Origin of the sequence: Bradyrhizobium manausense, assembly GCF_018130615.1 — a bacterium.
Classification (GTDB): Bacteria; Pseudomonadota; Alphaproteobacteria; order Rhizobiales; family Xanthobacteraceae; genus Bradyrhizobium; species Bradyrhizobium manausense_A.
This window is the reverse complement of the sequence record NZ_JAFCKB010000002.1, coordinates 236,615-256,670: the sequence shown is the minus strand read 5'-3', so window position 1 is coordinate 256,670 and position 20,056 is coordinate 236,615. Positions and strand designations below refer to the sequence as shown.

Annotated in this window: 16 protein-coding genes; 4 read left to right on the top strand and 12 right to left on the bottom strand. The window is 63.3% G+C overall.

Annotation, left to right across the window (positions count from 1 at the left end):
- Nucleotides 1-98: 98 nt before the first annotated feature.
- The 3 genes from dnaE to JQ587_RS04865 all read right to left on the bottom strand — a co-directional run bounded on the left by dnaE (nucleotide 99) and on the right by JQ587_RS04865 (nucleotide 6,135).
- Entirely contained in the window at nucleotides 99-3,602 is a 3,504-nt protein-coding gene (dnaE, locus tag JQ587_RS04875; protein WP_212424559.1) for a DNA polymerase III subunit alpha, read from the bottom strand.
- A gap of 526 nt (nucleotides 3,603-4,128) precedes the next feature.
- Complete coding sequence (locus JQ587_RS04870) at nucleotides 4,129-4,851, bottom strand: outer membrane protein (protein ID WP_212300885.1); 723 nt, start codon at nucleotides 4,849-4,851, stop codon at nucleotides 4,129-4,131.
- Nucleotides 4,852-5,226: 375 nt separating this feature from the next.
- Nucleotides 5,227-6,135 carry a transglutaminase-like domain-containing protein gene (locus JQ587_RS04865; protein ID WP_212424558.1) on the bottom strand — a complete coding sequence of 303 codons (909 nt, stop codon included), beginning with the start codon at nucleotides 6,133-6,135 and terminating at the stop codon, nucleotides 5,227-5,229.
- A gap of 21 nt (nucleotides 6,136-6,156) precedes the next feature.
- On the opposite strand from JQ587_RS04865, the gene JQ587_RS04860 reads away from it, so the two are divergent.
- Complete coding sequence (locus JQ587_RS04860; RefSeq protein WP_212300887.1) at nucleotides 6,157-7,416, top strand: hypothetical protein; 1,260 nt, start codon at nucleotides 6,157-6,159, stop codon at nucleotides 7,414-7,416.
- A 36-nt stretch (nucleotides 7,417-7,452) separates the two neighbouring features.
- Here the strand turns inward: JQ587_RS04860 and JQ587_RS04855 are convergent, their stop codons facing one another.
- The 5 genes from JQ587_RS04855 to JQ587_RS04835 all read right to left on the bottom strand — a co-directional run bounded on the left by JQ587_RS04855 (nucleotide 7,453) and on the right by JQ587_RS04835 (nucleotide 12,991).
- Complete coding sequence (locus tag JQ587_RS04855) at nucleotides 7,453-8,385, bottom strand: dihydrodipicolinate synthase family protein (RefSeq protein WP_212424557.1); 933 nt, start codon at nucleotides 8,383-8,385, stop codon at nucleotides 7,453-7,455.
- Between the two features lie 128 nt (nucleotides 8,386-8,513).
- Entirely contained in the window at nucleotides 8,514-9,911 is a 1,398-nt protein-coding gene (locus JQ587_RS04850; protein WP_212300889.1) for an ABC transporter substrate-binding protein, read from the bottom strand.
- 226 nt (nucleotides 9,912-10,137) lie between these two features.
- Complete coding sequence (locus JQ587_RS04845) at nucleotides 10,138-11,181, bottom strand: LacI family DNA-binding transcriptional regulator (RefSeq protein ID WP_212424556.1); 1,044 nt, start codon at nucleotides 11,179-11,181, stop codon at nucleotides 10,138-10,140.
- 84 nt (nucleotides 11,182-11,265) lie between these two features.
- Complete coding sequence (locus JQ587_RS04840) at nucleotides 11,266-12,432, bottom strand: serine hydrolase domain-containing protein (RefSeq protein ID WP_212424555.1); 1,167 nt, start codon at nucleotides 12,430-12,432, stop codon at nucleotides 11,266-11,268.
- Between the two features lie 220 nt (nucleotides 12,433-12,652).
- Nucleotides 12,653-12,991, bottom strand: coding sequence for a hypothetical protein (locus JQ587_RS04835; protein WP_212300892.1), 339 nt, complete (start codon nucleotides 12,989-12,991; stop codon nucleotides 12,653-12,655).
- Between JQ587_RS04835 and JQ587_RS04830 the strand changes: the two genes are divergently transcribed.
- Nucleotides 12,990-13,982 carry an alpha/beta fold hydrolase gene (locus tag JQ587_RS04830; protein WP_212424554.1) on the top strand — a complete coding sequence of 331 codons (993 nt, stop codon included), beginning with the start codon at nucleotides 12,990-12,992 and terminating at the stop codon, nucleotides 13,980-13,982. The genes JQ587_RS04835 and JQ587_RS04830 overlap by 2 nt on opposite strands.
- Nucleotides 13,983-13,988: 6 nt before the next feature.
- Here JQ587_RS04830 and JQ587_RS37010 read toward each other — a convergent pair whose 3' ends face one another.
- Entirely contained in the window at nucleotides 13,989-14,927 is a 939-nt protein-coding gene (locus JQ587_RS37010; RefSeq protein WP_212424553.1) for an AraC family transcriptional regulator, read from the bottom strand.
- 180 nt (nucleotides 14,928-15,107) lie between these two features.
- Here JQ587_RS37010 and JQ587_RS04820 point away from each other — a divergent pair, with 180 nt between their 5' ends.
- Complete coding sequence (locus JQ587_RS04820) at nucleotides 15,108-15,821, top strand: SDR family NAD(P)-dependent oxidoreductase (protein ID WP_212424552.1); 714 nt, start codon at nucleotides 15,108-15,110, stop codon at nucleotides 15,819-15,821.
- 98 nt (nucleotides 15,822-15,919) lie between these two features.
- On the opposite strand, the gene JQ587_RS04815 is transcribed toward JQ587_RS04820, so the two are convergent.
- Nucleotides 15,920-16,693: a helix-turn-helix transcriptional regulator gene (locus tag JQ587_RS04815; RefSeq protein ID WP_212424551.1), complete on the bottom strand. Its 774-nt coding sequence runs from the start codon at nucleotides 16,691-16,693 to the stop codon at nucleotides 15,920-15,922.
- Nucleotides 16,694-16,801: 108 nt separating this feature from the next.
- Between JQ587_RS04815 and JQ587_RS04810 the strand changes: the two genes are divergently transcribed.
- Nucleotides 16,802-17,881, top strand: a complete 1,080-nt coding sequence (locus tag JQ587_RS04810; RefSeq protein WP_212424550.1) for a quinone oxidoreductase family protein — start codon at nucleotides 16,802-16,804, stop codon at nucleotides 17,879-17,881.
- A gap of 128 nt (nucleotides 17,882-18,009) precedes the next feature.
- Here the strand turns inward: JQ587_RS04810 and JQ587_RS04805 are convergent, their stop codons facing one another.
- Both JQ587_RS04805 and JQ587_RS04800 read right to left on the bottom strand, forming a co-directional pair.
- Nucleotides 18,010-18,714, bottom strand: coding sequence for an ABC transporter ATP-binding protein (locus JQ587_RS04805; RefSeq protein WP_212300898.1), 705 nt, complete (start codon nucleotides 18,712-18,714; stop codon nucleotides 18,010-18,012).
- A 7-nt stretch (nucleotides 18,715-18,721) separates the two neighbouring features.
- Nucleotides 18,722-20,002, bottom strand: coding sequence for a lipoprotein-releasing ABC transporter permease subunit (locus JQ587_RS04800; RefSeq protein WP_148773669.1), 1,281 nt, complete (start codon nucleotides 20,000-20,002; stop codon nucleotides 18,722-18,724).
- Between the last annotated feature and the right edge of the window lie 54 nt (nucleotides 20,003-20,056).

Here is a 20,056-nt window from a genome sequence, read left to right as displayed (position 1 = left end):
CGCACCCCAGCCTATTCCCCGGCATGGATGCTAGCCAAAATCACCGCCAGGTTGCAACAGCAACCCGACGTTGACAACGCAAATGACCTGGAACGGCGCTAGATCTGCTGCACATCCACGACGCCCGCGACCGCCTTGATCGCGCCGGCGATCTGGGGCGAGACTTTGAAGCGGCCGGGCAGCTTCATCTCCACCTCGGTCTCGAGGTCGAGCATCATCACCAACGAGACCTCGCCGTCGCCGTTGGAGCGCGGCGCGATGCCGGGACTGCCGATCTTTGGCGTGGCGCCGTTCGCGGCCGCGGCTTCCGGTCCGGCCAGGCGCTTGGCGATCGAGTCCAGCGGCTTGGTATCGCGCACGAAGATGCGCAGGCCCTTCTGCGTCTTCGCCGCGGCGTCATCCAGCGGCTCGGCATGCAGCACGCGCGCGCGGACGTCCTCACCCTGGAGCTCGGCGCCGAGCTGGAGCAGCACCGCAGCGCCCGGCTCCAGCACGTCGCGATATTGCGCGAGGCCTTCGGAGAACAGCACCGCCTCAAAATGGCCCGTGGGATCGGAGAGCCCCATGATGCCCATCTTGTTGCCGGTCTTGGTGCGCCGCTCCATGCGCGACACCACCGTCGCCGCAACCTTGCCGGCGGTGGCGCCGGTCTTCACCGCACGCGAGAACTCGGCCCAGCTCTGCACACGCAGCCGCTTCAGCACGGTGGCGTAATCGTCGAGCGGATGACCCGACAGGAAGAAGCCGATCGCATCGTATTCGCGGCGCAGCCGTTCGGCCGGCAGCCACGGCTCGATCTGCGGCAGCATGATGGTCGGCGCGTCCGCCGACATGCCGAACATGTCGTTCTGACCGATGGTCTCGGCCTGATGCGCACGCTGGCAAGCAGCCAGGATCGAATCGGCCCCGGCGAAGACCCGCGCCCTGTTCGGCTCCAGCGTGTCGAAGGCGCCGGCGGCCGCGAGACTTTCGATGATGCGTTTGTTGATCGCACGCGGATTGACGCGCGCCGCAAAGTCGGCGAGCGAGGTGAACAGCCCCCGCTTGGTCCGCTCCTCGATGATCTGGTCGATGGCCTGGATGCCGACGCCCTTCAGCGCGGCGAGCGCATAGTAGATGACCTTGTCGCCGACCTCGAAGGTCGCGCCGGAGCGATTGATGTTCGGCGGCTCGACCTTGATGCCAAGCCGCTGGGCCTCGGAGCGAAATTCGGAAAGCTTGTCGGTATTGTTGAGATCGAGCGTCATCGACGCTGCGATGAACTCCACCGGATAATGCGCCTTCATGTAGGCGGTGTGGTAGGACACCAGCGCATAGGCCGCCGCGTGACTCTTGTTGAAGCCGTAGTCGGCGAATTTTGCCAGCAGCTCGAAGATGGTCTCGGCCTGCCCCTTCGGCACGCCGTTCTTCACCGCGCCCGCAACGAAGATGTCGCGCTGCTTGTCCATCTCGGCGCGGATCTTCTTACCCATGGCGCGGCGGAGCAGGTCGGCGTCGCCGAGCGAATAGCCCGACATCACCTGCGCGATCTGCATCACCTGTTCCTGGTAGATGATGACGCCGAAAGTCTCCTTCAGGATCGGCTCGAGCACGGGATGGAGATACTCCGGCTCCTCGTCGCCGTGCTTGCGCGAGCAATAGGTCGGAATGTTCGCCATCGGGCCCGGGCGATACAGCGCGACCAGCGCGATGATGTCCTCGAAACGGTCGGGGCGCATGTCGACCAGCGCGCGCCGCATGCCCTGGCTTTCAACCTGGAACACGCCGACCACCTCGCCGCGCGCCAGCATCTGGTAGCTCTCGGCATCGTCGATCGGCAGCGTCGCAAGATCGACATGGATGTCGCGCGGCTTGAGCAGCTTGCACGCGACGTCCAGCACGGTCAGCGTCTTCAGGCCGAGGAAGTCGAATTTGACGAGGCCGGCCGGCTCGACCCATTTCATATTGAACTGGGTCACCGGCATGTCGGATTTCGGATCGCGATACATCGGCACGAGTTCGCTTAAAGGGCGATCGCCGATCACGATACCGGCCGCGTGGGTCGAGGCGTGCCGGGTCAGACCTTCGAGGCGCTGCGCGATGTCGAAGGCGCGCGCCACCACCGGGTCTTCGTCGCGGAACGCCTGAAGCTTCGGCTCGCTCTCGATCGCAGCCGCCAGCGTCACCGGTGCGGCCGGATTCTGCGGCACGAGCTTGGTGAGCTTGTCGACCTGGCCGTAGGGCATCTGCAGCACGCGGCCGACGTCGCGCAGCACGCCGCGCGCCTGCAGCGTACCGAAGGTGATGATCTGCGCGACCTGGTCGCGGCCGTAACGCTGCTGGACGTACTGGATCACCTCGCCGCGGCGGTCCTGGCAGAAGTCGATGTCGAAGTCCGGCATCGAGACGCGCTCGGGATTGAGGAAGCGCTCGAACAGCAGGCCGAACTTGATCGGGTCGAGGTCGGTGATGGTCAGCGCCCATGCAACCAGCGAGCCGGCGCCTGAGCCGCGGCCCGGCCCGACCGGAATGCCCTGGCTCTTCGCCCATTTGATGAAGTCGGACACGATCAGGAAGTAGCCCGCGTATTTCATGCGCATGATGACGTCGAGCTCGAACGCCAAGCGCTTGTTGTAATCCTCCTCCGTCATGCCTTGCGACAGGCCGTGCACCCGGAGCCGCCTGGCGAGCCCCTCCTCCGCCTGCCGCTTCAATTCGGCCGCCTCGACCGCGGCGGCATCCGAGCTGCCGGCGGCGCCGACCGTAAAGAACGGCAAGATCGGCTTGCGCGTCATCGGGCGATACGAGCAGCGTTCCGCGATCTCGACCGTGGAGGCCAGCGCCTCCGGAATATCGGCGAACAACACCGCCATCTCGGCGCGGGTCTTGAAGCGGTGATCCGGCGTAAGCTGCACGCGATCGGTCTCGGCGATCAGCCGGCCGCCGGCGATGCACAGCAGCGCGTCATGCGCTTCGTAATCGTCGGTCGCGGCGAAATACGGCTCGTTGGTCGCGACCAGCGGCAGGCCCTTCGCGTAGGCAATGTCGATCAGCCCGCTCTCGACGCGCCGTTCCTTGTCGAGGTTGTGGCGCTGCAATTCGACGTAGAGGCGATCGCCGAACAGGCCGGCGAGACGCTCGCAGCGTGCAGCCGCAATGTCGGCCTGGCCGCTCGCGAGCGCGAGCGAGATCGGTCCGTCCGGGCCACCGGTCAGTGCGATCAGCCCTTCGGTCTCGCCGTCGAACCAATCGAACTTGATGAACGGCGCGTGGCTGTCGGGTGATTCGAGGAACGCGCGCGAATTCAGCCGCATCAGGCTGCGATAGCCGCGCTCTTGCGCGGCCAGCAGCACCACGCGGGAGGGCGGAAGCGCGTTGCGCGCGTTGGGATCCTGGTCGCCGAAATCGATCGCGAGCTCGCAGCCGACGATCGGCTGGATGCCGGAACCCGCCATCTTGTCGGAGAATTCGAGTGCACCGAACAGATTGTCGGTGTCGGTCAGCGCCAAGGCCGGCTGGTGATCCTTCTTCGCGAGCTCGGCGAGCTTGGCGATCTTGATCGAGCCCTTGAGCAGCGAATAGGCCGAGTGAACGTGAAGGTGGACAAATCCGGCGCTCGGCATGGTCGCGTGACGGCCTCTTGTGAGAAGAGTTGGAGCGGTCGCCGGCGCCCCAAGGCGTGATGTTCGGGCGACTCGCCTCACAATGGTGGGGGCTCGCCGCGTCAGAGTCCACGCCGGAGCCGCCGATCGGCCGCCTCATCCCGCTTTTCCCCAAGGGCCGCGAGAAAAGAGCCATGAGAAAAGGGCCACGAGATGGTTCCCGAGCATCGGTTTACAAGACCGCTGCTCCAGCACCGCAGCATCAGAGCTGCGGAATCACCTGAGCCCAGATCGCGATCATCCCGACGAACAGCGCGATCGACGTCAGTGCAGCGGCTTCTTCCACGAAAATCCTGAACATGGCTTGCTCCATCACCAGAACGTATGAAGAACATTGTTCTCATTTCGTTCTATGGAGTCAAGCGATCTGGGGCGGCTCGAAACGAAATGGTTAACTCGCTGAATTCACGCAATAAAAAAGCCCCGGCGCGAAGGCCGGGGCTTTCGACAACCGCTTCTTGCGAAGCGATCAGTCTCAGTGCTCTGCTCAGTACTTGGCCAAGACCGGGCCGCCAAACTTGTAGTTCAGGCGGACGAGACCCATGTCGACGTCCTGACGGATGCGATCGGTCGACGGCACCAGCGCGAAGGTGACGTCCTTGTCCTGCAGGAAGATGTGGTTGTACTCGACGCCAACCGACCAGTTCGGCGCGAAGCCGTACTCGAGGCCGGCACCGACCGTGCCACCCCAACGGGTCTGGCTGTTCGAGGCGAGCAGCGCGCCGGTGGCAGTGCTGGACACCTCGTACTTGGTGCCCGCAACGGCCGCACCGCCCTTCACGTAGAGGAGCACGTTGTTCCAGGCATAGCCGATCTGGCCGGTGATCAGACCGAACGAATCGATCTTCGACCGGTTGCGCGTGGCGAACAGCGCGCTGACGTTGTCACCCGAGAAGTCGGCCCAGTTGCCCTGGCCTTCCACGCCGAACACCCACTGGCCGGACTGCCAGCGATAGCCGATCTGGCCACCGACCGTGCCGCCGGTCGCATCGTGAGAACCTTCGCGGCCACCGCCGACGAGATCCCAGGTCGAGTGCGAGGAACCGCCGCCGCCGTTGATACCGATGTAGAAGCCGCTCCAGTCATAGACCGTGGCGATCATCGCAGGCGCCTTGGTGTAAGGACGCGCAGCGAGGTCAGCAGCCAGCGCCGGTGCAGTCGCGCTGATCGCGACGAGGCTCACAGCAGCGAGCAACATATTCTTGTTCATTTGAATCCCGTTCCAGTTTCGTCGTTAGGCCCCCGGGCCATGGCGACCTCATACCAGCGATCGACGGAATTGCTGTAACCTCGACGCAACAGTTCACGCCAAAGGGCCCTGTTTCATTAACGAGTGTTTAGCGCGCGAAGCGCGGAAACCCCTTGAAACAAGAGTTTTCAGCGATTCCAACGTGTGCTGCGCGGCGTGCATTGCGTGCGCGCGTAACAACGTCGCGCGCACGATTGTGTGATCAAGGAATCGAAGACGCGCGCATCATTTCCTCTCCCCATTGTCGCCACATTCTCGCGCGCGATCGCCACAATTGCGGACGCCGAGAACGCAACGCCTCTCGAAATCGTCCACGCGCGCAAACGCCCTGCTTTCTCATTGCCAGGGCGGAACACTCAACGACGGAGCGATTGCGACGGCCCCCTGCTCGCCCCGCCGTGCCAGATCATCGCAGAGCGACAGCGCGATATCGTCGAGCGCATAGTGCGGCTCGCGCGCCGCGCGCCACGTATCCCATGCTGAGGTCTCGCTCTTGGCGAGCGCGAGCAGATCACGCGCCAGGTTGACGCGCGCGAAGAACATTCCAGTCGTCGTTCCGTGCCCCAGTTGCTCGGGATCCATCGCGCCGGACCGGCAGCGTTTCCACGCCTCGATACCGGTGATGAACGCCGTACGCGGCACATCGATTGGCTCGAAATCGAATTTGAGGAGATTGCGGTGCGGCTCGTCGAGCTCGGCATCGACCAGCACCCAGCGTTGCTCGTCCCGCATCCAGTATTCGCACACCCAGTGATCGTGATAGGGATGACCTGAAAAGTAGGTGCCGAAACCGCAGCGGACACGGGCGGGCACGCCGTGCTGGCGCAGAATTGCGCACAACATCAGCGCAAAATCCCGGCACGTTGCCAAGGCTCTCAATTCGCCCGGTCGCGCCATCGTCAGCGGCCGAGGGTCAATCGCCAGAAGCTGATCCAGACGTTTGGACACCGGCAGCGTGGCGCGGCTCTGACCGGAAAACGCAGCCGGGTCGAAGCCCTGCCTCTCGATCCAGGCCTCGTGGATCAGCAGACCGTGCAGGATGCGACACACCGCTGGAATATCCAGCGGCAAGTCGCTGATCAGACCGGCATGAACGCCGGGATCGCTCAGCGGGCTATGGCTGGCGTAGTCGTCGAGCGTCGCAGGTTCATTCATCCGGAGCAGCATAAGCTCGCGGCGCCCCAGCGCGCCACTAAAAGTTGTAGACGCTCCGATCGTCCTGTAACGTGAGATCGTCTCCTTCATCGCGCCTGGTCTTCTCATTTCATGCTCGCCCGTACCTTGCTCCTCGTGGCCTCGCTGACGATCTCCGGCGCATTGCGCGCAGAACCGACGCCGGCCGAGAAGGCGGGATTTGCGTCCAGGCTGACGATCTATCTTGCCAAGGGGGCGCCCGATGCATGCGGGCCGGGCTGCGACCGCTGGATCGCCATCGAGGGCGAGCTCGACGGCAACGCCGCGTCCCGCGTCCGCCGCTTTCTCGCCGGCGTCAAGGACACGCAGCGTCCGATCTATCTCCATTCGCCCGGCGGCAACGTGGAGCAGTCCTACATCATCGGGCGGCTGCTGCGCGGCCGCAAGGCGATCGCGCGCGTTGGCCAGACGATTGCGGCGGCGTGTGCCGCAGGCACGCAGGTGGATGCCGCGTGCCTGAAGGCGAAGAACGCAGGCGGCGAGATCGAAGCCGAGCTCACCACTCACCATGCGATGTGCAACTCGGCCTGCGGCTACCTGTTTCTCGGCGCGACATCGCGCGAGGTGGCACCGGACGCCGCGCTGGCGGTCCACAATTCCAGGCTCGTCTTCGCCATTCAGGGCCATCCGCCGCCGGCGTTGCTCGCAGAATTCAGGCAGCGTCGAACCGCAACCGCCGACCGCGAGCGCACGGCCTATATCGCGGCGATGGGGATCAGCCGCGAGCTCGATGATCTGATCCGGACGGTGAAGTTCGAAGATCTGCACATGCTGACGCGCGCCGAGCTGTACCGCTTCGGCATCGACACGCGGGCGCTAGCCGAGGCGAAGTGGCGACTGGAGAAAGCAACCTCGCCCTATGTCAGCAAGTTCGCAACGCTGAAGAACGAAGGCGGCCCGTCGTTCCGAACGATGGAGTGGCGCCTTTACTGCGACCGCAAAAATCGCGTGCCGCTGATGTTCGCGGCCGAGATCGACGAGGCGTCGGTGGGCAAACGCACCATCATGATGACGGCAGACGCCGCCCCCAACGAGCAAGCCGGAGGATCTCCGATGCGGGCCGGCAAATACGAAATGTGGAGCGGCTCGCTCGATTTCGGCACGTTCAGGGCGATCATGGCGTCCCGCTCCCTCCATGTCCGGGAGACCACGCGGAAGTCCGACGAAGCGGCAGACGTGACAACGTTCGACATCGACGCCACGGGCCTGCCCTCGGCGTGGTCGCAGCTCGAAGCATCATGCCCACCGGCGACGCCCGCTGCGAAGAGCCCTTGGCCGGCGGTGTCTCTGCCGAAGGCTACGGCAACGCCACCGGCTGCGCCGTCGCCCTGACGTCATCGAGATTTGCGCCGGCGACGTCCGTCGTGCTCAGCGTGCCGCTGCGATCTTCGCGCGGAACGACTCCTGTCCCTCGACGATCTTGTCGATCAGCACATCGAGCGCCCAGAAGCGCTCGCGGATGTCGAAATCGACCGCCCGGCTCTCGGTGCAGGAAAAGGTGCCGAGCCGCTGGTGATAGAGCTTGGCCAGCTTGGGATAGCCCATCGGCTCCGCCATCGCGGCGAGCGCGAGATAGACCGAAAGCTCGTTCGCCAGCACCGGATGCTTCTGATGCTGCGTCAGCAGCCATTTGTAGAGGTCGGGGTGGAAGTTCGTGAATACGCCGGTGAACCCGGGAGCTCCCGACTTCATCGCGTCAAAGGCGATCGCGGCATTGGCATTGACGATCGTCAGCGGCGTGCCCTGGGTCAGCTTGACCCGGCGCTGCACGGTCGGAAGGTCGCACGAGACGTCCTTGAGAATTGCGAAGCGGCCGCTGTCTGCGCAAAAGGCCAGCTCATCATCGGAGAGAAGCCGGCGGAACGGCGCCGGGCATTCATAGAGGCCGAGGCTCATGTCCTTGGGCAGCCGGTCGAGCAGCCAGGTCAGATTGTCGGTGAAATTAGTCCCCGTCGGATCCAGGGACGCAAGTCGGTTCGTCACCAGCACCAATCCGTCGACGCCCGTCTTGGCAATGGAGGAAAGCTCGGTCAGCTGGTCCTCCCTGGATTCGCTGATATGGCCGGACGCGATGACCGGTAGCCGGCCTGCCGCGGTCCTGGCGACGAACCTCGCCAGCGCCACGCGCTCGTCCAGCGTCAGGAACTGCATCTCGCTCGACTGGGCGACCGCGAACAGCGCGTCGGCCCCGTTCGCGATATACCACTCGATCAGCCTTTCCAGGCCGGCATAGTCGATCGTCTTGGCTTCGGTGAACGGCGTCAGCATCACGGGAATGATGCCCTTGAGAGCGATGGTCACAGGCAGGCTCCAAAGCGTGTCGAACGGGGTAACGAAGGTGGCGGCGGCTCCGCTACCGGTTCGCGACTATAGATCATTGGCAAGAGGCCGTCCGCAGCAACACCGTGCGCTGCTGCGGACGCTTGTCGTTATTCGCTGACGATCTTCTTGATGCGGTCGATCATCTCATCGACGGCCTGCTCCGGCGGCACCTTGTCGAGGACCACGCGGATGGTGGCCTTCGCCCAGACGTTCTCGTTGTTGACCGTGGTGAACTTGTAGTTCCGCGTCATCTCGTAGCCGCCGACGCCCGCCGCAAACTGGTCGCGCAGGATCTTGCGATGCTCGTCCCCGTTCCAGAATGCCGACTTCACGGCGGCAGTCTTCACAGGGAACCAGCGGCCCAGCGCGCCTTCGACATAGGGCTGCAGGTTTTCGTCCTGAAGCAGGAACTGCACGAACTCCTTGGCACGCGCCTTGTTCTTGGCCTGCTGGAAGATCACGCCGACCACGACCGAGCTGCGGGTGTGCATCGGCGTACCGTCCGGCTTGCTCGGCCAGGGCAGTGTCCGGATGCGCTCCTCGTAGTTCTTCTTGGCCTCGTCCCGCTGCTCGGCGGTCAGGGTCTGGTTGGTCGAGTCATCCAGCCACTTGCCGGGAATCGAGATGGTCGGATTGAAGGTCATCACCGTCGTCTTGTTGTGGAAGGCGACGTTGTTGTCCGCGTCCTTCCAGCTCGTCGCGGAGGACGGAACGCAGCCCTTCTTGTAGATCTCGGTGTAATCCCTGAGCGCGGACACGAGCCCGGCCTTCACCTTGGGATCGTCGAGCAGCAGCTTGCCGCTGTCGTCGACCATGACGACATTATAGGCCTCGGCGAAGGTCAGAAAGCCGATCAGGCTGTCGCTGCTGTCCACGCCCATCGGCAGGCCGATGCCATAGACGCGCTTGCCGCTTGCCTTGCGAACCGCTGGCTGCGCCTTGTCGCACCAGAAATTCCAGAAACCGTGCCAGTCCTTCGGAATGTCGCTTTCCTTGAGACCGCCCTCCTCGAGCATGTCTTTCCAGTAGTGCAGATGCAGCGTCGCCTGCTTGACCGGGAAAGCGTAGTAGCTCTTGCTCTTGGTCTGCTCGTTTTGCAGCATGACCGTATCGAGCGCGCTCTTGTCGAACTGGTCCTTCATCGGCGTGAGGATGGCGCCGAGATCCTCGAGCTTGCCTTCGGCGGCCCATTTGCCAACGCTCTGGAAGTTGAAGGTGTCGGCATAGGCGACGTCAGGCACCGTGCCGGAATCGAGCGCCGCAACGGTCTTCGGAATGACGTCCTGCGTCGCGTATTGCGACAGCTCGACCTTCACACCGGTCTTGGCTTCGAATTTGTGAATCGCTTGGAGCAGCGCGTCTTCTTCGGCCGAGTAAAAGCCCTTGTTCCACCAGACCACGAGCTTCTCTTCGGCGTGGGCCGCCGGCGCTATCGCGAAGGTGCTCAGCAGAAGCGTGGCTGCGACGGCGCAGCCGTTCAGTGTTTTCGACAGACCAAGGCGCATTCCTGCATTTCCTCCGATGGCGCTTCCTTGCGAAACGCTCGCTACGTTTATGACGACAAGCCGTATCGTATGTAAGCGCTTACATACAGGGTGTCAATTTCACCGAAAGGTCAGATTTCTGTTGTCTTTCAATGATATGAACCGATTTCCATTCGGTGCAGGTCAGCCATCTCGCCGGTCAAGCAGGCAAAGGCGCCCTTCCCCGCCCGGACATCACCCGCGATCGTCAAGCCAGCGGGCCCGAGCTGTCCCTGACCTGCAACACCGGCACGATCTCTTTGGACTGTGGCCTCGTCTTGTGGCCGGCAACGACGGCGAGGAGCTCGCTGGCGGCCAACGTCCCGATCGCCTGGTTGTCGACCTTCATGGTGGTCAGACGTGGCGTGAAGCGCGACGAGATCGCGAGATCGTCGAACCCGGTGATCGAGAAGCCCGTTGGCGCCTTGAGGCCGAGGGCATTGGCAGCCATCAAGGCGCCGAGCGCGATGTTGTCGTTGCCGCACACGATGGCCGTAGGTCGCGCCTCTCCCTCCCGCGTCATCAGCCGCGAAAAACTCTCGGCGCCGAATTCCAGCGTGGAGGGACCAATCAGCAAATTCTCGTCCGGCATCTGCCGATCCGCAACCGCCAGCGCCTCCCTCACGCCGGCAAGCCTGGCGGCCACACGATCGTTGTTCGCGACCGGCTGGAAGATGCCGGCGAAGCGCCGGTGTCCGAGGGAGAGCAGATGATCCGTGATCCGGGCGAACGCGGCACGATTGTCGAAGCCGATACAGGGATGTTCGGACAGCTTGCTGTAGGAGTACGTGACGACGTAGGGAATGTCTCGGGCCTTCAAGGCCGCAAAGAGCTCTTCGGGATGGTTTTCACCGACGAGCGCAATCGCCTCCACGCCCCGCGCGAGCATGGCCTCCGCCTGCCTCAAGCCTTCGAGCGGATCGTAATTGGAGCAGCCCAGAAACAGCGTGAAGCCGGCATTGCTGAACACCGCCTGCATGCCGCCGATCTGATGCGCGAAGATTTCGTTGTCGAGCGTCGGGATGATCGCCCCCGCAATATGCGTTCGGCTCGAGGCAAGCGCCCTTCCCGCGGCATTCGGAATCCAGTTGAGCGCGCGGGCAGCTTCCTTTACGCGCTCCCGGATTGCTTCAGAGACCTTGTCCGGCTCGTTGAACACCCGCGACACGGTGGCCGTCGATACCTTCGCGGCGCTTGCAACCGCCTCGAGCTTGACGCGGCCGCTTCCCTCGCGCGTTCGTTTGCCAGTCACAGTCCAAGTCCATCCCGGTGATCGCGTAGCAATTGGTGAACCTACTTCGAAACTTCATCGTTTCGCAAAGAGGCTTGCGGGGCCTTACGCCGGAGGCGAGACAGCCTGCAAGACATCCCTGAACACGCCGTACTGCAATTTGAAGGCTTCAGGACTGTAGTCTTGATAGTATCCCGCGGTGACCGCGACAACGAGATCGAGCTCCGGGACGATGCGGATCGACTGGCCACCTCGGCCGAGTGCGCCAATCCACGGGACGAGGCGCCCATTGAGGCGAGAACGTCCCAACCACCACAAATATCCGTAAGATTGATAGTCATCCGCCTTAAGCTTCATGGTGGTCGACGCCTCGATCCATGCTTTGGAAACGATTTGCCGATCGTTCCAGCGACCGCCGGCGAGGACGAGTTGGCCGATTTTCGCCATATCGCGAGGCCGCAGGCGTAATCCGCCTCCGGCATCGCTGTCGCCCTTGACCCTGCTCCACTCAAATTCGTTGATGCCGAGCGGATCGAACAGCACCGTGCGCGCGAATTCATCGAGCGGACGGCCGGTGGCCTTGCGAACGATCGCCGAGAGCAGCGTGAGCGCACCGGTGTTGTAGAAGAACCCCTGCCCGGCCGGTGCCGTCACAGGAAGACCGAGGACGTAACGAGAGGGATCCTGCGCCATATGCATGCGCACTTCGTCGTTGTCGTCCCCTGTCGCCGGAGTTGCCTCCACCCACTTTAGGCCCATCGACATGGTGAGCACGTGTGAGAGCAGGATGCGATCCTTGTCCGGGGACCGCAGCTCGGACAATTCGGGAAAGAAGCTGACGACTGGTTCGTCGATGCTTCGGATGAAGCCCTGGTCGATCGCGATCCCGACTACGAGCGACGCGACGCTCTTCGAGCACGATTTTAGATTATGGAGTGTATCGGCGTCGAAGCTGATGTCCTTGACCAGAACGCCGAAGAAGCGACTGGCAACCTCATCGGATCCTCTGAAGTATCGCTCGAACGCTAATCTACCGTGGCGAGCGATCAGCACGGCGTGAATGTTGGCGCCGGAGCTTTCGAGGCGATCGGCCATCCTGCATAGCGCGGCCTGGTCGACGTCGTTGTCTCCACTGGCCGATAGAACGGACCAGCCATCATCGCGCTTTGCCGGAGCGGCACAGTTGGCCGGTGAGTCAGCGCAGACCGGAGGCCCGGCGATTTGCGCCAAGGCAGCCCCGCCGAGAAGCGAAATGAATTGCCGACGCCTCATCCGATCCCTCGTCGACCTCGCTTTCGACCGCGAACGAATGCTACGATTTGTAGCATTACTTTGCGTTGGCTGCAATCATGGCGCTCGAACTTCGGCCCTGCTTTGTAGGCACGTCGCGACATGCACGAGACTGTGCTCGGTTTCGCCGTCGGTCGTCAAAAAGGCCGTCGCGTGATTGCCGTGTTTTTGCGCCCTCACACCGGCGTATAGATCACGAGCTTCAGCGCGGGATCGTCATTGGCCTGAAAGCTCGTGTGCTCGGGAGTCGTCGACAGAACTTGCGACGGCCATCGCCACGGCAACGTCCCGTATGCAATGACCCGACCGCTATGCCCATCCCGAGCCGCGATCCTGACGGGAAGCTTACGCCTTGCAGCGCGTCAGCTTGCAGGTCCGTGCGTTTTGCGATCGAAATGTCCAAATCGGGCGCGGATCGTACGAGAAGCCGCAGCCTGATCGCGACGAAATTGTCGTGCGGCGCGATCAGACGCGCCCGCCAAATCGCCGCCAGCAAATCCAGACCAGCCTTGGAAAGGAATTGTGAGATGGACTCTTTCATGCACGCAAATCTAGCCTCACGCCGTGACCTGCTGCTCGCGACCGCCGGCGGCCTGGCCCTCGCGCTGACCGATCGAGCCGGTGCAACCGAGAGCGACGCGAGGATCGAGCCGCCAATGGCATCCGCCGTTCCCTATGTCGAGCACCGGATATCGAGCGGCGGCCACATCATTTACGCGCGCGAGTATCCCGGCAAAGATCCGGCTTTTGTCATGATGCACGGCTTCCCGGACAATCTTCACATCTACGATTACCTGGTGCCATATCTGACCCGGGCCGGCAGGCGGGTGGTCGTGTTCGACTTCCTCGGCTTCGGCCAGTCGGAGAAGCTCGCAGCCGGAGATTATCGGTATACGTTCAAACAGCAGGTCGGAGACCTGGCAGCCGTCGTCGACGCGCTGAAAATCGACAAATTCGTTCCGGTCGGTCACGATTCCGGCGGTCCCTGCGCCGCCAACTATGCTCTCGACAATCCCGATCGCGTTGACTGGCTTTGCCTGATGAACTGCTACTATTCGGACTCGCCGACATGGCGGTTACCCGAAATCATCGAGGTGTTCGGCGACCCCTGGCTCAAGCAGCTTGCCCAGGCATTTCTTGCCAGTCCTGAGAAGATGGACTGGCTGATCACGTTCCAGGACAACCACTTCCAGGTCAACATGCCCGAGGAATTGAGGAAGCGCTTCGTCGGCATCGTGCGACCGATCGTCAACGGCAACTTCGCCGGCGGGGCGGGACCTGCCTTTGCGCAGATGACCGGGCAGGTGCGCGAGAGCGTGGCCTACAATACGTCGCGCCTCCCTGACGTCCGCAGGTCCACCTCGAAAGTCACGCTCATCTGGGGCGTCATGGATCCCTATTTGACCTCCACCACAGCAGCCGCGATCGCGGCGAACTACTCGCACAGCACGGTCAAGCCGGTCGAGGCCGGTCACTGGTTGATGATCGACAGGCCGGCCGAGGTTGCGCAGCTCCTGCTCGCATCGGGCTGATCGTGACTATCGCGCGCCCTGCCTGCGACGCCACAGAGCCGGGCTGAGACCTTCTTCCTTCAGGAAATGACGGCCGAGGTGACTTTGGTCGAAAAATCCGCAGACAAGCGAGATCTCGGCCAGGGTCGCGGCCGATTGGCTCATCAATGATTTTGCACGCGCGATGCGCCTCTTCGTGATCCATTGATGCGGCGTCATGCCGAGCGACACGCGAAAGGCGCGCGCGAAATGACTGGCTGAAATGCCGCACTCCTGGCTGAGCGCCACGATGGATGGATCGCCGGCCAGATTGGCTTCGATGAAGTCACACGCCCGGCGGATTTGCCACGGCGCCAATCCACCCACCGCCTGAATTCCTCTGGGCAGACCGCCATAAGTGTAGATCAAATGGTCATGCACGGCCAGGGCTGCATATTCCAGAAATGCCGCCGTCGCTCGCGTGGGATCCATCACAACCGGCAGTATCGCAAGAGCCAATCCATAGAGAACCGGGTCATCCTGTCCAAGCGACTTTGCATGGAGACCGCCGACGCGAGGCAAGCCCCTTTCATAGGCTGCGTCATCGATGGACGCCTGAGGAACGTGAAAACGCACGCTGTCATAGACCGCGTCGAGGCTCACTTCGTTCTTGGAGGTCAGGTCAAAGAGATAAGCCTTGCCCGGCGATTGAACGACCGACTGACGCCTGCCGTCGATCGAGACGACCGCGTATTTTGCCGGCATCAACGGGATATTGAGGACGAACGCCTCCTCCCGAGTAGATGGAGTGGAGAGTCCCGGCTTGGATTCAAGATTCCTGAAGCGCGAAAAGGCGATCTGAGACGTTCCCGCAATTCGTGCGGCGATCGTCGGCGGTGGCGGGATCTTGAATCCCCGGCCAATTGCTGCGGAAATCCGGTCGGCGAGCACGCTGGCAATCCCCTGGATCTCTGACGAACCGTTCACATGCACGCATCAGAATGCGGAGCAAGCGAACGCGGAATCTTCACGAGATCGTCAGATGCCGCTGGGCGGTTCATACCAGTGGAGGCTGTTTCCTACCAGACCAGATCAGGGCGCGACCCTATGGTCGAGATCAAGACACGTGCCTTTTGACAAAGACGCGTCTTCGAAAGGTGATCCGTCATGGACGTCGCAAACGCAACAGTGTTCATCTCTGGGGCAAATCGTGGCCTGGGATTGGCTTTTGCACGCGAGGCACGTCGTCGCGGTGCAAGAAAGATCTACGCGGGCATGCGCAACACGACCGGGTTCCTGGAGCCCGGCGCGATCCCGGTCAGGATCGATGTCACGGATAGGTCGTCGATCACCGCAGCTGCCGAACTGGCTGCGGACACAAATCTGCTGATCAACAACGCCGGCATTGCCGCCTTGATCGCCAATCCTCTTGCCCCGGACATGGAGGCGCAATCGACCCGGATGTTCGACACCAACTATTACGGCGTCATACGCGTGACGCAGGCGTTCGAGCACATATTGGCGGCCAAGCCGCAAGCCGCCATCATCAACGTGCTTTCTGATATCGTGTGGCTGCCGCGGCCCTATCTGACGCCTTATGCCGCATCGAAGACGGCCGCCTGGAGCTTCACCAACCAGCTTCGCTTTCACCTGCGTGAGCGCAACGTCCAGGTGCTCGGGCTCCATGTCGGCTTCATGGAGACCGACCTGACCAACGGCATCGACGTGCCGAAGGCGAGCCCCGACGACGTGGTGCGCCAGACTTTTGACGCTCTCGCCGCAGGCAAGAGCGAGGTGATGGCCGACAAGGGGACGGCGATGCTGAAGGGTACGCTCGCAGCCGAGATGCCCGGCTACATCACACCGCCGCCAGGACTTTGAACAAGCAGGCCAGCGCGAACTGTCCCCGTACTTAAAGCCGAACACCACGAGCTGATCTTTCGAGGAGAATACATGGGCGCGGTTGTCAGCATCGATCCTCACACCGGCGTATAGATCACGAGCTTCAGCGCGGGATCGTCATTGGCCTGAAAGCTCGTGTGCTCGAAATGCAGCACGCCCTTGGTCGGATGGGTCATGGTCTTGTGGCCCGACAAGGTGCCGTGCACCTCGTGCGCGCCCCACCATTTGACGAATTCGGGACTGCCTTCGCGCAACCGCGTCAGCAATTCCGCAAAGGCGGGATCGCCGGCCCAGACGTCGTGGGTGGCGCGAAACATCGCGACCATGCGCTTGGCCACGTCAGCCCAGCCCGCGCCATAGGATTTCCGGGTCTTCTTGTTGGTCATCATCAAGAGCAGCGTGTTGCGATCATCCTCCGGCAGCCGCCCGAACGCAAAGATCTCCTCGGCGGCGGCATTCCAGGCCAGAACGTCCCAGCGCCGCCCGGTGATGTAGGCCGGGTGCGGCAGGCTCTCGACCAGGCGCAGGATCGGCGGCGGCACCACCTCGCGGGTGAACGTGCCCCTCGCGCCGTCGCGCGCGAGATCCTTGAGATGCGCATGCTCGGTCTTGCTGAGGCGTAGCGCACGCGCCAGCGCATCGATGGTCGTGACCGACGGGCTGACGGTGCGTCCCTGCTCGAGGCGGATATACCAGTCGACGCCGATGCCGGCGAGTTGGGCGACCTCCTCGCGGCGGAGCCCCGCGGTCCGCCGCCGCTGGCCTGCGGGGAGCCCGACAGTCTTCGGCGACAGCTTTTCGCGGCGGGAGCGGAGGAAATCGCCGAATTCGACGCGGCGTGGATCGGCCATGGCGTGTTCCCGTGATGGAGGGTTTTGGGAATACTAGGATAATACCAGGCCTTCATGTCCCTTCAAGGCCGCCGCATATGAGCATCACCCGTCTCTGAGGTGAACATCATGAAAGCTGCCATCCTTAAATCCCTGGGATCACCGCTGGTGGTCGAGACCGCGCCGGATCCGGTGCTCGGCACCGGCGAGGTCATCGTGGATGTCGTCGCCACGCGCGTCCTGTCCTACATGAACGAAGTCTTCAGCGGGGAGCGCAACTGCGCGCTCGCCCTGCCGATCATCCCCGGCCCTGGCGGCATCGGCCGGGTGCGCGCGATCGGCCCTGATGCCACCAAGCTCAGCATTGGCGACTGGGTGTTCTGCGACCCGACGGTGCGCTCGCGCGACGACATCGTGGCGCCCGATATCGCCCTGCAAGGGCTCACGGCCGCCGGCCCTGGCGGCATGCGCCTGCAGCAGCATTTTCGCCACGGCTCGTATGCCGAGCAGATGCGCGTGCCGACCGAGAACGTGAAGAAGCTTGGCCAGATCACCTCCGCGGAAGCCTCGCAATGGTGCGCGCTGGGAACGGCGCTGGTGCCCTATGGCGGCTTTCTCGCTGCAAACCTGCAAGCGGGCGAGACCGTGCTGGTGAGCGGGGCCACCGGCAATTTCGGCAGCGCCGCCGTCTCCGTCGCACTCGCAATGGGGGCGGCCTGCGTGGTGACGCCCGGCCGCAACGAGACGATCCTGGCCGACCTCGTCCGCCGCTTCGGCGCGCGGGTGAAGCCGGTCAGGCTCACCGGTCACGAGGACGACGACCGCGAGGCAATGAAGCGCGCGGCGGGAGGCTCGATCGACTGCGTGCTCGACATCATGCCGCCCTCGGTGAGCACGAGCGTGGTGCGCGCGGCGGTCATGACGGTTCGCGCCTATGGTCGCGTCGTGCTGATGGGTGGTGTCGGCATGGCCGGCGGTGCGGGCCTCGAACTGCCCTACCCCTGGATCATGCGCAACTGCATCTCCATCCACGGCGTGTGGATGTATCCGCCGGATGCGGCGAGCCGCCTGATCGGCCTGGTGCGCGCGGGATTGTTGCGGCTCGACGAGTACCAGACGACGAACTTCGACCTCGACCACGTCAATGAGGCCGTGGCGCATGCCGCGGCCAATGGCGGGCCGTTCAAATTGACGGTGATCCGGCCATAACAGGCCCCGCCGCTGCAGCGATGCGCCGTCGCAGCCGGTTTGTCCGATATGTCAGATGGTTGGGAGACATTCCCCCGACCGTAGCCGGCAACGGCCGTCTACTGTGCATGGGGTTGTTTTCGCGTTTTCTATTCGAGCTCGATGACCTGGCCGTTCGACAACGACACGCGCCGGTCCATGCGGCCCGCGAGCTCCATGTTGTGGGTCGCGATCAGCATGGAGACCTTGGTCGCCTTGACCAGCTGCATCAGCGCCTGGAACACGTGGTCGGCGGTGTGCGGATCGAGATTGCCGGTCGGCTCGTCCGCCAGCAGCACGCGCGGCGCATTGGCGACCGCGCGCGCGATCGCGACGCGCTGCTGCTCGCCGCCCGATAGCTCCGCAGGCCGATGCGTGATGCGATCACCGAGGCCGAGATAGCCGAGGATCTCCTTGGCACGCTTGACGCTCTCGGACTTCTTCAGGCCGCGGATCATCTGCGGCATCATCACGTTCTCCAGCGCGGAGAATTCCGGCAGCAGCCGGTGCGACTGGTAGACGAACCCGATATCGCTGCGGCGAAGCTGGGTGCGCTCGATGTCAGGCAATTGCGAGGTCGGCGCACCATTGACGTAGACCTCGCCGGAATCGGGCGCCTCGAGCAGGCCCGCGATGTGCAGCAGCGTCGACTTGCCCGAGCCCGACGGCGCCACCAGCGCGACCGACTGGCCCGCCCACAGCGCGAGCTTGGCGTTGTCGAGGATCGTCAGGGCCGCCTCGCCCTGAAGGTACTGCCGTCTTATCTCGTGGAGATAGATGACCGGTACATCTTCCGCCCCCTGCTGCTGCTCCATCAGCCCCTCACTCGTACCGCAACGCTTCGACGGGATCGAGGCGCGCGGCGCGCCACGACGGATACAGCGTCGCCAGGAACGACAGCGTCAGCGCCATGATGACGACGGCCGTGGTCTCGCCGACGTCGATTTCGGCGGGCAGCTTCGACAGGAAATAGAGTTCCGGCGAAAACAATTCGGTGCTGGTCAGCCAGGACAGGAATTGCCGGATGGATTCGATGTTGAGGCAGATCACGAGGCCGACGAAGAAGCCGACCAGCGTGCCGACCACGCCGATCGAAGCGCCCGTGATCAGGAAGATCCGCATGATGGAGCCCTGCGAGGCCCCCATCGTCCTGAGGATCGCGATGTCGCTGCCCTTGTCCTTCACCAGCATGATCAAGCCGGAGACGATGTTGAGCGCTGCGACCAGCACGATCATGGTCAGGATCAGGAACATCACGTTGCGCTCGACCTGCAGCGCGTTGAAGAAGGTTGAGTTGCGCTGCCGCCAGTCGACCAGGAACACCGGCCGGCCCGCTGCCTCCGTCACCGCCTTGCGGAAGGCGTCGATGCGGTCGGGATTAGTGGTGAACACCTCGATCGAGGTGACGTCGCTGCTGCGGTTGAAATAGGCCTGCGCTTCCGCGAGCGGCATGAAGACGAAGCCGAGATCGTATTCGGACATCCCGATCTCGAACACGGCGACGATCTTGTAAGGCTTGATGCGCGGCGTGGTGCCCATCGGGGTGACCGCGCCCTTCGGCGCGACCAGGGTCACGCTGTCGCCGGCATGCAGCGACAGCTGATCGGCGAGCCGCCGACCGATCGCGACGCCCTGCCCGTCGTCAAAGCCCTCGAGCGAGCCCTGCTTGATGTTCTTGGCGATCGAGGTGAGGTTGTTGAGATCGTCTGACCGGATGCCACGCACCAGCACGCCCGAGGCATTCCAGGGCGAGGACGCCAGTGCCTGGCCGTCGACGACCGGGGCAGCCAGCCGGATGCCCTGAACCTGGCTGATGCGCTCGGCGACGTCCTTCCAGTCGGTCAGCGGCGATTCCAGCGGCTGGACCAGGATATGGCCGTTCAGCCCCAGGATCTTGTCGAGCAGCTCCTTGCGGAAGCCGTTCATCACGGCCATCACGATGATCAGCGTCGCCACGCCGAGCATGATGCCGAGGAAGGAGAACCCGGCGATGACCGAGATGAATCCTTCCTTGCGGCGCGCCCGCAAATAGCGCGCCGACAGCATCCACTCGAAGGGCGCGAAAGGCGCGGTTTGAACGGTCTCGGTCATGGTTTCATCCATCGCTCGATAATCCCATGATTCGGGGTCAATTGTGGCCGGATTGGCGGCCGCGAT

What these genes read in the sequence shown, in the direction of transcription:
- dnaE (WP_212424559.1), bottom strand. Translation starts at nt 3,602, where the DNA reads ATGCCGAGCGCCGGATTTGTCCACCTTCACGTTCACTCGGCCTATTCG.
- JQ587_RS04870 (WP_212300885.1), bottom strand. Translation starts at nt 4,851, where the DNA reads ATGAACAAGAATATGTTGCTCGCTGCTGTGAGCCTCGTCGCGATCAGC.
- JQ587_RS04865 (WP_212424558.1), bottom strand. Translation starts at nt 6,135, where the DNA reads ATGAAGGAGACGATCTCACGTTACAGGACGATCGGAGCGTCTACAACT.
- JQ587_RS04860 (WP_212300887.1), top strand. Translation starts at nt 6,157, where the DNA reads ATGCTCGCCCGTACCTTGCTCCTCGTGGCCTCGCTGACGATCTCCGGC.
- JQ587_RS04850 (WP_212300889.1), bottom strand. Translation starts at nt 9,911, where the DNA reads ATGCGCCTTGGTCTGTCGAAAACACTGAACGGCTGCGCCGTCGCAGCC.
- JQ587_RS04840 (WP_212424555.1), bottom strand. Translation starts at nt 12,432, where the DNA reads ATGAGGCGTCGGCAATTCATTTCGCTTCTCGGCGGGGCTGCCTTGGCG.
- JQ587_RS04830 (WP_212424554.1), top strand. Translation starts at nt 12,990, where the DNA reads ATGCACGCAAATCTAGCCTCACGCCGTGACCTGCTGCTCGCGACCGCC.
- JQ587_RS04835 (WP_212300892.1), bottom strand. Translation starts at nt 12,991, where the DNA reads ATGAAAGAGTCCATCTCACAATTCCTTTCCAAGGCTGGTCTGGATTTG.
- JQ587_RS04820 (WP_212424552.1), top strand. Translation starts at nt 15,108, where the DNA reads ATGGACGTCGCAAACGCAACAGTGTTCATCTCTGGGGCAAATCGTGGC.
- JQ587_RS04815 (WP_212424551.1), bottom strand. Translation starts at nt 16,693, where the DNA reads ATGGCCGATCCACGCCGCGTCGAATTCGGCGATTTCCTCCGCTCCCGC.
- JQ587_RS04810 (WP_212424550.1), top strand. Translation starts at nt 16,802, where the DNA reads ATGAAAGCTGCCATCCTTAAATCCCTGGGATCACCGCTGGTGGTCGAG.
- JQ587_RS04805 (WP_212300898.1), bottom strand. Translation starts at nt 18,714, where the DNA reads ATGGAGCAGCAGCAGGGGGCGGAAGATGTACCGGTCATCTATCTCCAC.
- JQ587_RS04800 (WP_148773669.1), bottom strand. Translation starts at nt 20,002, where the DNA reads ATGGATGAAACCATGACCGAGACCGTTCAAACCGCGCCTTTCGCGCCC.